Annotated in this window: 13 protein-coding genes and 1 pseudogene; 6 read left to right on the top strand and 8 right to left on the bottom strand. The window is 62.2% G+C overall.

From position 1 onward, the window contains the following. Positions 1 to 97: 97 nt before the first annotated feature. The gene (locus ACI2KS_RS12540) at positions 98 to 1891 is read right to left on the bottom strand and encodes a glycoside hydrolase family 15 protein (protein WP_404620549.1); all 1794 of its coding nucleotides are present in this window, start codon (positions 1889 to 1891) and stop codon (positions 98 to 100) included. Continuing rightward, a complete protein-coding gene (locus ACI2KS_RS12535; RefSeq protein ID WP_404620547.1) occupies positions 1888 to 2787 on the bottom strand; it encodes an SDR family oxidoreductase in 900 nt (299 codons plus the stop codon). The genes ACI2KS_RS12540 and ACI2KS_RS12535 overlap by 4 nt, the downstream gene beginning before the upstream one ends. Before the next feature lie 298 nt (positions 2788 to 3085). Between ACI2KS_RS12535 and ACI2KS_RS12530 the strand changes: the two genes are divergently transcribed. Beyond that, positions 3086 to 3400, top strand: coding sequence for an RcnB family protein (locus ACI2KS_RS12530; protein WP_404620545.1), 315 nt, complete (start codon positions 3086 to 3088; stop codon positions 3398 to 3400). A gap of 107 nt (positions 3401 to 3507) precedes the next feature. Here the strand turns inward: ACI2KS_RS12530 and ACI2KS_RS12525 are convergent, their stop codons facing one another. Both ACI2KS_RS12525 and ACI2KS_RS12520 read right to left on the bottom strand, forming a co-directional pair. Further along, positions 3508 to 3651 carry a hypothetical protein gene (locus ACI2KS_RS12525; protein ID WP_404620543.1) on the bottom strand — a complete coding sequence of 48 codons (144 nt, stop codon included), beginning with the start codon at positions 3649 to 3651 and terminating at the stop codon, positions 3508 to 3510. Between the two features lie 142 nt (positions 3652 to 3793). Beyond that, entirely contained in the window at positions 3794 to 5131 is a 1338-nt protein-coding gene (locus ACI2KS_RS12520; protein WP_404620541.1) for a Gfo/Idh/MocA family protein, read from the bottom strand. Between the two features lie 249 nt (positions 5132 to 5380). On the opposite strand from ACI2KS_RS12520, the gene ACI2KS_RS12515 reads away from it, so the two are divergent. Further along, a complete protein-coding gene (locus ACI2KS_RS12515; RefSeq protein WP_404620539.1) occupies positions 5381 to 5734 on the top strand; it encodes a hypothetical protein in 354 nt (117 codons plus the stop codon). A gap of 243 nt (positions 5735 to 5977) precedes the next feature. Here the strand turns inward: ACI2KS_RS12515 and ACI2KS_RS12510 are convergent, their stop codons facing one another. Both ACI2KS_RS12510 and ACI2KS_RS12505 read right to left on the bottom strand, forming a co-directional pair. Continuing rightward, entirely contained in the window at positions 5978 to 6199 is a 222-nt protein-coding gene (locus tag ACI2KS_RS12510; protein WP_404620537.1) for a PLD nuclease N-terminal domain-containing protein, read from the bottom strand. 24 nt (positions 6200 to 6223) lie between these two features. Then, on the bottom strand, positions 6224 to 7447 hold the full coding sequence (locus ACI2KS_RS12505; protein WP_404620535.1) for a zinc-dependent alcohol dehydrogenase: 1224 nt from the start codon (positions 7445 to 7447) through the stop codon (positions 6224 to 6226). Positions 7448 to 7695: 248 nt separating this feature from the next. On the opposite strand from ACI2KS_RS12505, the gene ACI2KS_RS12500 reads away from it, so the two are divergent. Beyond that, positions 7696 to 8193, top strand: coding sequence for a CinA family protein (locus ACI2KS_RS12500; protein WP_404620533.1), 498 nt, complete (start codon positions 7696 to 7698; stop codon positions 8191 to 8193). 36 nt (positions 8194 to 8229) lie between these two features. Here ACI2KS_RS12500 and ACI2KS_RS12495 read toward each other — a convergent pair whose 3' ends face one another. After that, entirely contained in the window at positions 8230 to 8454 is a 225-nt protein-coding gene (locus ACI2KS_RS12495) for a DUF2188 domain-containing protein (protein WP_404620531.1), read from the bottom strand. A 24-nt stretch (positions 8455 to 8478) separates the two neighbouring features. Then, positions 8479 to 11931: a DNA ligase D gene (gene ligD, locus ACI2KS_RS12490; protein WP_404620529.1), complete on the bottom strand. Its 3453-nt coding sequence runs from the start codon at positions 11929 to 11931 to the stop codon at positions 8479 to 8481. A gap of 170 nt (positions 11932 to 12101) precedes the next feature. Here ligD and ACI2KS_RS12485 point away from each other — a divergent pair, with 170 nt between their 5' ends. From ACI2KS_RS12485 to ACI2KS_RS12475, 3 genes and pseudogenes are all read left to right on the top strand, one after another. After that, entirely contained in the window at positions 12102 to 12326 is a 225-nt protein-coding gene (locus tag ACI2KS_RS12485) for a hypothetical protein (RefSeq protein WP_404620527.1), read from the top strand. Between the two features lie 197 nt (positions 12327 to 12523). Next, positions 12524 to 14938: a membrane-bound PQQ-dependent dehydrogenase, glucose/quinate/shikimate family gene (locus ACI2KS_RS12480; RefSeq protein WP_404620525.1), complete on the top strand. Its 2415-nt coding sequence runs from the start codon at positions 12524 to 12526 to the stop codon at positions 14936 to 14938. Positions 14939 to 15297: 359 nt separating this feature from the next. Then, positions 15298 to 15891: pseudogene (locus tag ACI2KS_RS12475) on the top strand (transposase); the annotation flags it as partial. Positions 15892 to 16089 lie beyond the last annotated feature (198 nt).

Here is a 16089-nt window from a genome sequence, read left to right as displayed (position 1 = left end):
TACAGAAGGGTCACCCTTTATTTTTCATTCTCCGGACACACGCAGCTAGGCCGCCAGACGCAAGGCATGTAGGCGAGGGCGGGTATCTGAACCGCCCTCAATCACCCCTACAAGCGAGCGCTGCGTGGATCAGCGTCAGGTGACTCAGGCCCTGGGGGAAGTTGCCCAGCGGCAGGCCGGTGTCCGGGTCGAGCATCTCGGCCATGACGCCGTTGCTGCGCATGGTCTGCTCGAGCAATGCCTGCATGAGCTGCCGGCCTTTGCTGCGTTCCCCCAACAAGGCATAGGCTTCGACCAACCAGAAGGAGCACGCCAGGAAACACCCTTCCTTGCCCTCTGCGCCGGAATACCTGTACAGCAGCGGCCCTCGGCTCAACTGCGCGACCACCGCGTCGCGGGTCTGGGCGATCCGGTCCTTGCGCTCGAAGCCGAACCGCGCGGCCAGCAGCAACGAGGCGTCCAGGCGTTCGGTCCCTGGATGCAGGGTGTAGGCCTCAAGCGTCTGCGACCAACAGTGTTCATCGATCCAGTCGCGAATCCGGTCGCGTTCCCTGGCCCAGCGTTGCGCCTTGCCATCGGGGATCTGCCCGGCTTCAGCCAGTTTGCTGGCCCGATCCAGAGCCATCCAGCAGCCGATCTTGGAGATCGTGTAGTGCTGCTGCTCGGGCAGCTCCCAGATACCGGCATCCGGAGAATTCCACTCGTCCGCGCACTGGTCGGCCAGATCGTGCAACAACCGGGCGGTGGACTCATCCAGCAGGTGGCCGCGCTCGACGAACAGCGAGGCGGTCTCGAGGATGTCGCCGTACAGGCTCAGTTGCAGCTGATCGAACGCAGAGTTGCCGATGACCACAGGCTTGCTGTCTTTATAACCGGACAAGGGAATGGTCTGCAGGTCGGCGACGCGATCGCCCTCCAGGGTGTAGCACACGTGCATGCGCGGACCATGCTTGCCGATGGCACCGATCAGCCAGGCAAACGCGGCTTTGGCTTCCTGCAGCGCGCCGACCCGCAGCAACGCCTTGATGGTGTACGCCGCGTCGCGCACCCAGGCATAGCGATAATCGTAGTTGCGATCCGAGCCGATTTTTTCCGGCAGCGAGCTTGTGGCGGCAGCCGCAATCGCGCCACTGGGTGAGTAAAGCAGCAACTTGAGCGCCAGAGCCGAGCGCTGCACCGGGTCGGCGTAGTCGCCGTTAAAACCCAAGGTGGCGGTCCAGTCGCGCCAGGCATTGTCGCTCAGCTCGATCCGCGCATCGATCTGCTCAAGGGTCGGCACTGCGAACGGCTCGTCGTCGCACGCCAGCAGCGCCAGCGTCACGCGTTCACCGGCGCTGACCGTGCAGCGTGCGTCTACCCGGCGGTCACTGTAGAGGCTGACGGCCACCTGGCTGCTGACCTTGAGCATCACCATCAGCGTGCTGATATGGAAGACCGGCCCGTGACCGGTCTCCTGGATCCACGGGCTGACGCTGTCGGCGCGGGTGCCGGGTTTGAACACGATGTCAAAAACCACCTCGCCGTCCACACCGTCCAGACGCCGCGCCAGTTCGCTCCAGGGCAGGCGCCCGGCATTGCCGCTGTTCAACGATTCGGTCATCCGCACGGTCCCGGTGGCGGTCTTGAACAGCGTGCAGGCGACGTTGCTTTCGGGCAGGTAGGCGCGCTCTATCGTGAAGGCTTGGCGCGGGGTGATGCTGAAATAGCCGCCGCTGTCGGCACTGAGCATGCGGTCCAAAAGCGGCGGCGAATCCATGTTTGGCGCGCACCACCAGTCGATCGAACCGTCAGTGGCCGACAGGGCGACGGAGCGACCGTCTCCCAGGGCAATGTACTGATCCAGTGCTATGTAGCCTCGGTCGCGGGTCGGGGTGCAGCGTTGTGCACTCACGGCAGTGGGTTGCCGCCGGTGACGCCAAACACTTCGCCGGTGATGTAGCTCGACTCCTGGTTGGCCAGCAGCACATAGATCGGCGCGCACTCGGCCGGCTGCCCGGGACGTCCCATGGGCGTTTCCGAGCCGAAGGCGGGGATTTTCTCTTGCGGCTGGCCGCCGCTGGGTTGCAGCGGTGTCCAGAACGGTCCGGGGGCCACGGCATTGACCCGGATACCCTTGCTGATCACCTGTTTGGCCAGCGCTTTGGTAAACGCGACGATCGCCGACTTGGTCGGCGCGTAGTCGAGCAGCGTTTCGGAAGGCTGATACGCCTGAATCGAGGCGGTGTTGATGATGGTGGCGCCGGGTTTGAGCAGGGGCAGGGCCGCCTTGCACACCCAGAACAGCGCGTAGACGTTGGTTTTGAAGGTGGCGTCGAACTGTTCGGTTGAAAGCTCGGCGATGTCCTTGACCGCCGTCTGCTTGCCCGCCACGTTGACCAGCACGTCCAGTCCACCCAGGCCCGCCGCCGCCTGGCTAACCAGTTCGGTACAAAACGCTTCGTTGGTCAGGTCGCCAGGAATGCACACCGCTTTGCGGCCCTCGGCTTCGATCAACGCCACCACTTCCCGGGCGTCTGCCTCTTCTGTGGGCAGGTAGTTGAGGGCGATGTCTGCGCCTTCCCGGGCATAGGCAATCGCCGCGGCACGGCCGATCCCGGAGTCCGCGCCGGTGATCAGCGCCTTGCGCCCCGCCAGTCTGCCAAAGCCTTTGTAGCTGGTCTCGCCATGGTCGGCGGCCGGTTGCAGCTTGTGCACCGTGCCGGGCGGAGTCTGCGGTTGCTTGGGAAATTCGGGCTGCGGGTACTGAGTCAGTGGATTCTGCATCGCGTATTGGTTTTCGGTCGCCATGTTGAATTCTCCTGTGAAGGGTCTGAAGCGTCTGATGGCATTTGCGCCATGTGCAGTCCTAGATTCGGAGAGGCGGGGGAGAGCAAACGTTCATTTTTTTTCCGGAAACGCCGGATGCGCCCAGCGTGCGGCTGCGAATTTGTGACGCTGGAAATTTTCACAGCGCGAGCATTGAATGCTCGATCAAAAGCACAACGATGGAAACTTTCAGCCTTGGCTCGGTCGATAGATCAACGGCCGCAATCGGGCCCGGTTTTTTTACGGGCAGCCACTGCCTTCAAGGTTCACAAGGAGACTGATGATGACGGGTAAAAACCATCTAGCGCACTTGGCATTCGCCGCACTCTGCGCATTGAGCAGCTTCGCCCATGCCGCCGAGGAGCCGAGCGTGACCCTGGACAGACCGGGTGCCGGGGTCAAACAGATAAAGGAGGGCGACAACCTGCCTGACGAATACCAACGCGAAAGCCTTGCCCTCAAGGACTGGCAGAAACGTCACCTGAGTGCTCCGGGCAAGGACGAGCAATGGGTCGAAGTCCAGGACAAGTACGCACTGGTCAGTATCCCGACCGGCACCATCAAGCAGATGGTCGACAAGGCCCGTGTGAAATAGTGATCACTGCGCCTGCCTGAGCGTCTACCCAGCCGCCTGCCAACACAGCCGGTGTGCGGGCGGTCTGATTTGTGCTCAGGCAGCACTGCCAATGAAGGCGAAGCAGACTACTTCTTGTCGTCGTTCTGCTGCATCTGCAGCGAAGGCTTGGATTGGTCCTTGTTCTTGTCCTGGTTGTGGTCGTTGTCAAAGCATCCGTGTAGCGCCAGTACGCAGCAAAGGCCGAGCACAGTGCGGATCGTGGTTGTCATGGGTCATTCCTCTCATGCGTGCGTGCCCTTTGGGCGATGTTCACTGATGTGGATAGCAGTGCCTGGAAAAGATTCAGCCGTTTACGCTGGGCGGGCGGCGTAGCAGCCACCGCTGGGCTCGCTCGCCGGCAGGGGGCAGGTTTCATGCCTTGGACGGCGCTGTGCCGCGAAAAACGTCCAGACCCTTGACGTGGGCCAGTTGCACCGGCTTGCCGACGCGCGCCGACTCGTAGATCGCCTCCATGATGCGTTGATCCTGCAAGCCTTCTTCGCCGGGCGTCCATGGCTGCTTGCCGCTGACCACGCATTCGGCGAAGTGGTCCATCTCCAGGGCGAACTGGTTTTTCGCCTTGGTGCTGATCTGCTCGATCCCCGGGGCGATGAATTCATCGGTGTCGCGGGCGATCCGGCTGCGCTTGAGTTGCAAGCCTTCATAGGCGAACGCCGGGTCCATGTCGGCCCAGCCTTTTTCACCCAGGACCCGATAGCGTTTGGAGGTGAAGGCCGCATAGCTGCAGGTGCACTGCACGCGCACGCCACTGGGGAAGCGCATTTGCCAGAGCATGGCTTCCTCGACCTCGGCGAACCGCGCGTCGCCTTCGCTGCTGTACTGGCTTGCCGACACTTCCAGAGGTTCTTCACCGAGCAGAAAACGCGCGGTGTTCAGGCAGTACAGGCCGATGTCCGGTAATGCGCCGCCGCCGGCCAAGGCTTTGACATGGCGCCACTGGTGGACGTTTTCCCTGGACTGGTTCTGACAGTTGGCCATGTCGATGAGCTTGATCTTGCCCAGGGTGGAGCCGTCGCGTACCCAGTCCATGACCTGCCGGTTGAGGGGTTCGAACTGGATGCGGTAGGCGATCATCAACAACCGGTTGGCCGCTTTGCAGGCATCGATCATCGCCTGGCAATCAGCGGCCGAGGTGGCCATGGGCTTCTCGCACAGCACGTGTTTTCCGGCCTGCGCCGCCCTGACCGTGAACTCGCGGTGCAAGGCATTGGGCAGGACGATGTACACCGCCTGCACCTGGGGATTGTCGCGCAGCCGGTCGAAGCTCTGGTAGTCGTAGATCGATGATTCCGGCACGTCGTACATCGCCGCCACCCGCCGGGCCTTCTGTGCATCGCCACTGACCAGCGCCGTGACCCGACAGCGTTTCGACGACGCCAGCGCGGGCATGATCTGCTCAAGACTCAAGCGGCCCAGGCCGACGATGGCGATCCCCAGGCGACCGTCCTTGCCCAATTGCACCGGCATTTCGGATTTCTCGGTTTCATCCTCCTGCATCGCCGGCAGTTTTACCGGTTTGGGCAGGTCGGCGGCGGGCTGCGCAGTGCCTTGCGCGGCAGTGCCCTCGGCGGCTTGCGCCCAGCCTGATTGCGCGGCCCATCCCAGCATGCTGGCGGCGGCCACCGCCGAGCCGGTGATGCGCAGGAAACGACGACGCTCTGGAAGTTGCTCGGGGGTGCTCAGGCTCATGGAAGTGGTCCTTGATGACGGGGTTTGCCGTTAGAAACGCCAGCAGGCACGTCGGTTCCGAGTAATTGTCCGTACGGCGCAGGCTGTCGGCGTGATCGGCGCTGCAGTGGTCACCCACCGAGTGCGAAGGCCTGGCGACGCATCGGCAGGGAATTCGACGCCGGCAAACCGGTCGACCATTACGCCTATCAAAAGACCTGCGACGGCTGCCTGCCTGACAGCCTTTTCGCCGTTTACCCAGAGGACACTATGGATCGTGAAAGTCACCGCCTGCTGGAACGTCTGCTGCTGGCCCACGGGCCTGGCGGGCAGGAAGACGAGGTGCGCAGCCTGTGCCAGGCGCAGCTTGCGCGGCACTGCGATGAGGTCACGCTAGACCGGGCCGGCAACGTGATTGGCCTGATACGCTCGGCTCAGCCGAGTCATCCGGATGACGGTATCCGGGTCATGGCGCACCTGGATGAAATCGCCATGCTGGTCAAGCGGGTCGATGCCAACGGCATCCCCACGGAAAACACCCATGGTTTTGAAATCATCGATGAAGCGGGCATCGACGCCTGCGCCGCGACGTTGATCGAATTCCTGTTGGCGGAGCGAAGCTGAACGCGCAGAGCGGATGGCTGTGCGCAGCGGTGTGGATTCCAGGGTGGCAACCGGCAGGTCGCAGTGGACGGTTTGCGGCGTGCTGACGAATGCGCCGTGTCAGTCTACTGATGCATGGCTGATCGACCGCGTTCGCCAGCACGCCGTCGCCTATCGTGGTTCGGCGGCCGTGCTGCAAATTCACGGCGCCGCTGACGTGAGCTGTGCAGATCAGATCAGATCAGCGGTGCCGGCACGTGCTGACTAGCCCTTGCTGTGCTCCTTGGACGTAGGCGGTTCGGCCACTCCGCGCGGGCCGGCGATGCCCCAGATCACCAATCCGACAACGGGCAGCGCCAGGATCACGACTGCCCAGCCCATTTTTGTCGCAGAGGTCTTGGTCGAGTGCCAGACACTGGCGATCGCCCACAGGTCCACGAACAGCACGATCACCACCACGGCAATCGAAAATATGGTCATTTCCATTTTCTTCACCTCGCATCAGGTCGCTCACATGGCAGGTTCGCCGTCGACGACAATGGGTTGCGCGACGGGAATGTCACTGCCGCCCGGGGTCAGGATCACCTTGCGGCAGTCCTCCTGTTTCTTGTCGAAAATCTTGTAGCCCTCAGCCGCCTGCTCCAATGACATGCGGTGAGTGATGATCGCTTCCGGGGTCAGCCGGCCCATTTCGATATGCTCGAGCAGTTCCGGCAGGAAGCGCTGCACATGGGTCTGGCCCATCTTGAACGTCAGCCCCTTGTCGAATGCATCGCCGAACAGGAAGCCATGGATGAAGCCCGAATAAACCCCCGGCACGCTGACCACTCCGCCGCGGCGCACGGCGGCGATGCACTGACGCAACGCTTTGCCGCTGCTGCCTTCGAGCTTGAGCGTGGCCAGGATGGTTTCGGTGGTGCTGCCCTTGGCTTCGAACCCTACCGCATCCACTACGCCATCCACGCCGCGCATGCCCGGGGTCTGGCGGATGATGGTGTCAGCCGGATCGTCGTCTTCATCAAAGTTGATCGGGATTACCCCGTAGGTGCGCTGCGCATAGGCCAGCCGGTAGTCGTGGTGATCAACCATGAAGATGCGCTCGGCGCCGAGCATCCGCGCACAGGCCGCGCTGAGCAGGCCCACCGGGCCGGCACCGTAGATGGCGATGCTGGAGCCTTTGCCGATCCCGGTGTTGGTCACTGCCTGGAAGGCGGTGGGCAGGATGTCGGAGAGGAACAGGACCTTCTCATCGGCCAGCGTCCCGGGGACCTTGAACGGGCCGGTATTGGCTTTGGGCACTCGCACGTAGTCGGCCTGACCGCCCGGAATACCGCCGTACATATGGCTGAAACCGAACAGCGCGGCGCCCGGTGGAATGGACTTTTTATTGAGGATCGCGCCGCGCCCGGTGTTGGTCGTCTCACAGGCGGCGAACAGGTCCTGCTGGCAGAAAAAACATTCGCCGCAGGCGATCACGAACGGGATCACTACCCGGTCACCGCGCTGGACGGCGGTCACCGCCGAGCCGGTTTCCTCCACGATGCCCATGAACTCATGTCCGAAGATATCGCCATGCTCGACGGTCGGAATCTTGCCTCGATACAGATGCAGGTCCGAGCCGCAGATGGCTGTGGCCGTCACCCGCAGGATGATGTCGTCGGCCGCCTCGATGGTTGGGTCCGGGACGGTGTCGACTTTGACGTCATGGGCGCCATGGTAAGTGAGTGCTCTCATCTTGTTTTCTCCGCTGCTCAATGGTGAACCACTAAATAGCGGAGCCGGGTTGTATGGGTTTAGTTCAGCCATTTGCATGGCCGGGAGATGTGCGGTGCGGTTTTTGCCAAACCGGGCTGCGACGCCTCTGTTTGCCGGCCTGGCGGGCTCGTTCATAGCGCCGGCACGGGCGCTGGGGCAGAAGTCGAGACGAACCCGATCAGCACCTGTCTAACGGCAAATACAACAGGCGTAAGGAGGGTGGTCCCATGATCGCGCACGACATCGTCACCTATCTGAAGGAGCACGACCTATTGTTGGCGACGGCAGAATCATGCACGGCGGGACGCATCGTCGCGCTGCTCGCGCAGGTGCCGGGCAGTGGCTCGCTGGTGGAGTGTGGCTACGTTGTCTATTCGCCTGAGGCCAAACAGCGGTTGCTGGGGGTCAGCGCCCGGACTATCGAGCATTTCAACCTGACCAGCGTCGAGGTCGCCCGGGAGATGGCGCTGGGCGCGTTGCGCGACAGCCCGGCAACGGTTGCAATCGCCACCACCGGGCTGTGCGGTACCGAGGATGTGGATGGCATTCCGGCGGGCACCGTGTGTTTCGCCTGGGGGTTCATACACCAGGGGCGAACCGCGCTGTTCACCCGGCGCCAGCGCTTTTTCGGCGACCGCGAGTCGCTGCAGCACCAGGCGGCGCTGCATGCGCTGGAGTCGCTGCCGGGTTTCCATCAGCGGATGCTCGCCGGTGAATCCGGCTGAGCCATCCGCGGCCGGCATTGCCCGCCCGCAACGCGGTCAGCCCTTGGTTTTCTGCGGATCGGCGCTGCGTGGGTAGGTGCGCTCTTCCTGAATCGTGCCGTCTTCCTTGTGAATCTTCAGTGACGCGGTCTTGCCGTCGAGAAACTCACTGGCCAGGGTCAGAATCTCGCTTTTGGTGGCGGCGGTCTTCGACGCTCGGTCCGCGCCCTGTTTCTTCAGCGCCCAGCCGCTATCGGTCTTGCTGATGTGGTAGTTATCCATGGTTTTTCTCCTGCTTGATTGATGTCACTTGAGGCCGACGCGCTTGCGCATCTGGGCGGTAATGGTTTGCCGGGTTTTCGCCATGTCGGCCCATGGGTCACTGTCCAGTTCGCCCAGTCGCTCGTGGATGTTGTGGATATTCCAGACGTTGGCGCCTTTGATCTCGAGCAGTTCCTCGCGAAAGATGGGCACCGACACCGGCAGGCCTTCACGGGTTCGCACTGAGTAGGCGCAAATGGTCGTTGCCCCCAAGCCGTTGCGCAGGTAATCGATGAAGATCTTGCCGACGCGATTCTTCGGCCCCGACACCGCGGAAAACCGGTCCGGCAGCAGTTTGGCGATGTGCTTGACGATGGCGTGACTGAAATCCTTTACGGCATCCCAGTCGGCCTTGGGCGTCAGCGGCACGACCAGGTGAATGCCCTTGCCGCCGCTGGTCTTGAGAAACGACTTCAGGCCCAGCTCATCGAGCACTGCCAGCGTCAGATGGGTCGCCTCGACCATGCTTTTCCAAGGCAGCGCAGGGTCAGGGTCAAGGTCGAGAATGAAGCGGTCCGGGCGTTCGAGGTCTTTGGACACGGCATTCCAGGTGTGCAATTCGATCGCACTCATCTGCACCGCGCCAATCAGCGCTTCCGGGTTGTTGATGAGCATTACCGGATGGCCGGTGTATTCCTTGCCCATGGTTTCGATACCCGGAATGGCAAGGCGCTCGGCATTCTTCTGAAAGAACAGTTCGCCGCCGATGCCCTCCGGTGCTCGCACTAACGCCACGGGACGATTGGCCAGTTGCGGCAACAGCCAGTGGCAGATGCCGATGTAGTAGTCGGCCAGATCCCGTTTGGTCGCGCCACTGGTGGAGTCGATGACTCGCTCGGGGTGGGTGAGTCTGATTTTTCCTGAGCCCGGCGCCGGGTCTTTTCTGGGCTCCCTGGTTTTTGCCGACACGGCTTTGGCCGCGCGGGTTTTGCCCGCAGCGGGTGCCTGCTCGGCTTCAGGCGTCGGGGCAGGGCGCTCCTCGGTGATCGACTGCGCGGGCTTGTCGTTGCGCAGGCCATGGAAGACCGCGTGCCTGACCGATCCCTCCTTGGTGATCTCGGCGAATGCGACTTCGGCCAGCAGCACCGGTTCAAGCCAGTGCACACCCTTGGCCTCGAACCCTGTCGGCGGATTGACCACCGCTGGTTTCTTTGTCTCCAACGCCAGCAACTGCTCGTAGATGGTGTTCAAGGTCGCCTCATTGAAGCCGGTGCCGACCTTGCCCGAGTAGCGCAACTGGCCGCTGTCGGCATCATGCAGACCCAGCAGCAGCGCGCCGAACTTGCTGCGCGCACCCTTGGGTTCGCTGTAGCCGACAACCACGAACTCCTGACGCCGCTTGCACTTGAGTTTGATCCAGTCACCGCTGCGACGGGACACGTACGGGCTGCCGACGCGCTTGCCGATCAGCCCTTCCATTTGCATCTGGCAGGCACTGTTGAGCAGGGCATCGGGGGCTTCGCCGAAGTCATCGGAAAAGCGCAGGATCTCGTCTTCGCTGCCTTCCAGGACCTTGGCCAGGGCGGCCCGGCGCTGTTCCACGGGTACGTCGCGCAAATCCACGCCGTTGAGAAACGGCAGGTCAAACAGGTAATAAACGATATTGCCGCTGCGGCCCGCTTCGAAGGCGTTCTGCAGCGCCTGAAAGTCCGGTACGCCTTGCTCGTTGGCGACCACCATTTCACCGTCCAGCCAGCCTGACTCAAGGGCCAGGCTGGCAATGGCTTCGGCCTGGCGCGGCAGCTTGTGCGTCCAGTCATGGCCATTGCGGGTAAACAGCTGCACCTTGCCGTCGTCGACCCTGGCCATGACCCGGTAGCCATCGAACTTGATTTCATAGCGCCAATCGCCTTCGGGCGCCGACTCGACCAGGGTCGCCAGTTCCGGCTTGATGCTGTCAGGCAGTTGCGCAGGCACAGCCCCGGTAAGTGTGGCCTTGACGGGTTTCTTGCGCGGCGCCGGTACAGTGTCTACCGGCTTGGGTGCCGCCGCCTTGCCGCCGCGTTTTTTCTCAACAATGGTGCGATCGCTCAACACGCTGTGGGGCTCGGCCTGGACCACGTCGTAGTCGGCTTCGGGTCGGGCGAACTCATCCTGATGCTTGATCAGGAACCATTGCTCCTGTTTTCCGGGAATGTGGGTCTTGACCAGGTTCCACTCGCCGCCGAGCTTTTCACCCTGTAGCTCGAACTTCAGACGGCCCTTGGCGTAAGCCTGGGCAGGATCGGAAATCGGCTTCCAGATACCACGATCCCAGACAATCACATCACCGGCGCCATAGTGACCCTCCGGTATGTTGCCCTCGAAGGTGGCGTAGTCGATCGGGTGGTCTTCAACGTGCACGGCCAGGCGTTTGACCTTGGGATCGAGGGAAGGGCCCTTGGGCACCGCCCAGCTCTTGAGCGTGCCCTCGAGCTCCAGGCGAAAGTCGTAGTGCAGCCGGGTGGCGTCGTGCTTTTGAATGCAGAACTGCAGCGCGGCGGGGCTGTCGGCCTTTTGCTTCGTAGCGCGCTTGGCCTTTGCTGCCCCGGACGGTTCCGACGTGGCATTGAAATCACGCTTGCGGTTGTACTCATCCAGAGCTTGCCCGGTGGCCGGTTTCGCTTGGGCGGGCGCCTGTTTGGCCGTGCTTGAGGTTTTCCTGGATTTTTTCGCGGTCTGGCCGATGCGAATCCAGGTCGGCGCGTGATCGCTGGCGTGCTCTTCGCCGCGCACCCAGGCATCAACCCCTGCGTCCTGTAAATGCGCGGCCAGCACCGGATTCAACAGCAGATGGTCGATGCGCAGCCCGGAGTTCTTCTGCCAGTGCTGGCGAAAGTAATCCCAGAAGGTGTAGATGCGCTCGTCCGGGTACAGGTGACGGATCGAGTCAGTCCAGCCCTGGGCCAACAAGCGTTGATAGCACTCGCGGCTTTCGGGCTGCAGCAAGGCGTCCTTGAGCCACGAGCGCGGGTTGTAGATGTCCTCGTCGGTGGGCACCACGTTGTAATCGCCGGCCAGGACCACCGGGTGCTCGCCGGACTGCAAGCTCGCGGCATGTTCGATCAGCTGCTCGAACCACCTGAGCTTGTAGTCGAACTTGGGCCCGGGCTGCGGGTTGCCGTTGGGCAAATACAGGCAGCCGACCACCACGCCGTGTACCGCCGCTTGCAGATACCGTGACTGGGTATCATCTTCGGCGCCGGGCAGTCCTTTGTTGATCTGCAGCGGCTCGGAATCGCGGGCCAGAATCGCCACGCCGTTCCACGACGCCTGACCATGATGCAAAGAGCCGTAGCCCGCTGCCTCAAGCTCTGCGGCCGGGAACGCCTTGTCCTGCGCCTTGAGCTCCTGCAGGCAGACGATGTCGGGCCGCTCGCGCTCCAGCCATTGCAGCAGATTGGGCAGCCGCGCGCCGATGCCGTTGACGTTGTAGGTGGCGATCTTAAGGTTTTGCATGCCCTCGTTCCTTCGACTCCTCGAACCTTCCTATCTGAGGCCTTCTGTCGGCACGAGTTCGGGATTTAATCGATGGCTGGCCTACCGTTTGAGAAATTCACAGAACCGCGCCCCGATTGCGCCTTCAAAATCACAGGCCACGACTTCTTCGGGCCGTAAGAGAGGTGCTTATGAACAGCGAATCGCAATCGCAGGGCGGCGCGGGAACCGATAAAAGGCCTGGCGAGCCGCTTGAGCCGGGCAGACCGGACATCATGCCCAACCCAGCCGTTGATCCGCCGTCTGGTCAGGGCGAACAACCCGAGCAAGAGGACGACGAGGCGCTGGCCGAGGAGGACATGGGAGATGTCGACGTGAACAATTCCGTGTCGCAAGAGAACCCGCCGCAACGCTGACCGTCCGCCCGACGAACCCGGCCGTGGGTGCCGGGTTCGCCTTTCACCCGCTCGCTTGTACCCCAGGCCTCTACAGCACGGCCTTTGCGCATTTTCAGTGAACTTTCCCTGGCGCTGCGAATTCCTACGTGTGGGCCGCGGTTGTGCCCGCCAGCGGTGTGACGCCGACCCCAAGTGAATCGAGCTCAGGTGATGCCATGAATCTGCTCAGACGAAGCACTCCGCTGTTGACTGGGGCGGTGGTCGCCCTTGTCGGCCTGATATTTTCAGCCGGTGGCCTGTGGCTGGTGACCCTTCACGGCACGCCATATTACCTGCTGACAGGCCTCGGCTTGCTGCTCACCGGATTCGGGCTGATCAAAGGACGGCGCTGGTCATTGTGGCTTTACGGCGTTATCTGGCTGGCAACCCTTGTATGGGCGTTGTGGGAGTCCGGCCTGGACGTCTGGGCGCTGGAACCTCGGGTGTTGATGCCGACATTGCTCGGCCTGTACCTGTTGCTGCCGCGCATTCGCCGACGGCTTGCGCCGGTCAGGCCGGTCTCCCCGGTCGGGAATGTGCTCATTCCCTTGCTCGGCATTGCGCTGGTGGCTTTGCTGTTCCTGGCCCATCCCTATGCCGCCCGCCAGGCTCAGGCGCAAGCAGTCCAGCCGTCGCTGTCGCGGGATGATGCGGACAATGACTGGCGTTACTACGGCCGTACTGCCCGGGGCGAACGCTGGTCGCCGTTGACCCAGATCGATCAGAAAAACGTCGATCAGCTGCAACCGGCCTGGGAGTATCGCACCGGTGACGTGGTGCGCTCCGGGGAGAACAAGCACGGCTACGAATTCAACTTTGAAGTCACGCCGATCAAGGTCGGCGACACCCTCTACATTTGCACGCCGCACAGCCAGGTCATCGCGCTGGATGCCCAATCGGGCGCCGAGCGCTGGCGCTTCGATCCCAAACCGGAAACCGCCAACAACGCCTACCTGGCATGTCGCGGTGTGGCCTATTACCAGGCTCCTGCGGGCACCGAGTGCGCGCAGCGGATCATCTCGCCTGTGGCCGACGCGCGCCTGGTGGCCCTGGACGCCAACACCGGCAAGCCGTGTGCGAACTTTGGTGATCAGGGGTTCGTCTCCTTGCGCCAGCACCTGGGTGAGGTGCCCAAAGGCTTTCACTTTGTCACTTCGCCGCCGCTGGTGGTGGGCGACCGGGTGATTCTCGGCGGCTGGATCTACGATGGACAGAAAACCAACGAGCCGTCGGGCGCCGTGCGTGCCTTCGACCCGGTCAGCGGACGCATGGCATGGGCCTGGGACGTCGGACGCCCCGATAGCGCGGTGGCCAATCCGGCGCCGGACGATAATTTCACCCCAGGCACGCCCAACGCCTGGGGCGTGTACACCGCCGACGTCGAGCGTGGCCTGGTGTATCTGCCCACCGGCAATGCGGTACCCGATTACTACGGCGCCAAGCGACGGCCCTTCGATGAAAAATACTCAAGCTCGGTGGTCGCGCTGGACATCGAAAGCGGTGAGCCGCGCTGGTCATTTCAGACCTTGCACCACGATTTGTGGGACATGGACGTGCCCATAGGCCCGACTCTGGTCGACCTGCCTGACAGCAACGGCAAGACCATTCCGGCGCTGGTGCAGACCACCAAGCGCGGTGAGTTGTTTGTGCTCAACCGCGAGACCGGGCAACCGGTGGCGCAGGTCAGCGAAAAGCCCGCACCCCAGGGCGGGCTGCCGGGCGAACCGGTCTCGGCCACCCAGCCTTACTCGGTGGGTATGCCTTCATTCGCACCGCCGCCAGTGCAGGAGAAGGACGCCTGGGGTGTCACACCGATCGACCAGATGCTCTGCCGAATCGAATTTCAAAGCCTGGATTACCAGGGTGCTTTCACCCCGTTTTCATTGCAGAAAAAGACCCTGGTGTATCCAGCGTTCGATGGCGTCATCGATTGGCACGGCGCTTCGGTCGATCCAGAACGCCAACGGCTCTACGCGAACCTGAGCTACATTCCGTTTGTTGCTCAGACCTTCGAGCGTGGCGATGCCGAGAAAAAAGGCCTGGTGCAGCCGTGGGACGGCCAGGGCCAACCGCCAAGGCCCAAGGAATTTGCGATCAACCCGCAATACGGCACGCCCTACGTGGTGAAAGTCGAGCCCTGGCTCGGCGTGCTGGGCGCACCCTGCAAAGCACCGCCATGGGGGCAGCTGGCGGCAGTGGATCTGCGCACCCGCTCGGTCGTCTGGAAACATGACGTCGGCACGACCCGCGACATGGGGCCGATGGGCTTGCACGCCAACCTGCCGTTCCCGACCGGGATTTTCAACATCGGCGGCAACGTCACGACCCGCTCGGGGCTGATCTTCATGGGCGCCACCGCCGACGACTACCTGCGTGCTTTCGACGCCCAGAACGGCAGCGAGCTGTGGCGGGCGCGGTTGCCGGCAGGCGGACAGGCCACGCCGATGACGTACCTGGGCAAGGATGGAAGACAGTATGTGGTGATTGCCGCTGGCGGCCATGGCGGCCTGGGTACCCAATCGGGCGATTACCTGGAAGCCTTCGCTTTGCCGGCTGATGCTGCGAGCAAGAACATCCAGAGTACCCATTGAAACGGCCGGATCTGCTACGCGCCGGATCGCGAGCAAGCTCACTCCTACGCCCTGAGGGCAGACGCAGGTATGCGGCGTGACCGATGCCACAGTGGTCATCCACACCAATCCCGTAGCAGTCCGGCAGATCGCCTGTCGTATGCACAACCCGTAGGAGCGGGCTTGCCGGCGGTGGCACCCACGTCGGACCGCGGCTCGTCGGCAAGCCGGCTTGTATAGTAGGACTCGAAGGGGTGGGTGGGACCTAAAGCCGGCTTCTGACTGTTAGCACCAGTACAGACCGTGGGAGAAATCGTCCTCACCCCTTCCACCAAAGCGCCGATAAAAAATTCTTCGTTTTCCTCAGCGACGATAGAAACAAGCCTTGGACTCCGCCTCCAGCCGTCTACGGCAAGCTGCAGAGTCTGCTGCGACGCAGGGCTGCGCTGGTCACCATGCGCACCGCCCTTAGCCAGAGCTGGGGCAATGAGCAGCTGCTGAAAGCCGCCTTCAAAAGCTTCACCCTACAAATGGAAAAGCTTGATCTGCTGGTTCAAAAGAAGCTCAAGGACTTGCTGCGTGAGGCCGGTTTACTGGACCAGGTGGCCCGCTGTCAGGCTATCGAGGGTATCGGTTTCCTGACGGCTACGGCCTTGGTCATGGCGTTTATCCGAGGCGAATTTAAAAGCAGCGACGCCTTCGTCGCGTTCCTTGGCATGGATTTACGCGTTTCCGATTCCGGACAGAAAACAGGCCGCCGCCTGACGAAACGAGGGTGCTCGGAAATCCGCCGTTTGCTGCATAACGCCTCGATGTCAGCGAGTCGCTCGACAGCTTGGAAAGAGACTTATCAGCACTATCGAAACAAAGGTAAGGCAACCACTGAAGCGTTGGTAATTCTGGCTCGTAAGCTCGCACGTGTCGCATTCGCCCTGATGAAGAATCAGGACGAATACATCAGCAAAACGGCCTAAATGTGTTTGCAGTCAACGATGGAATCTTCCACTGCGTGCCGCCAGATGCAAAAAGGAGGCGGAGAAAAAACATGTTAATCGCTTCTGCCCGAAGGGCGTGGGAGTTTGCCGGGGTGGCGCTCCACCTTGCCGACGATCTGGCGCGAAGCGCCAGCAAAGCCTGTGAACGCTATGCACCTGACCTACCGAGCCGTCTGA

Source organism: Pseudomonas sp. NPDC087358 (genome assembly GCF_044900785.1).
Classification (GTDB): domain Bacteria; phylum Pseudomonadota; class Gammaproteobacteria; order Pseudomonadales; family Pseudomonadaceae; genus Aquipseudomonas.
This window is presented reverse-complemented; position numbering and strand designations above follow the sequence as displayed.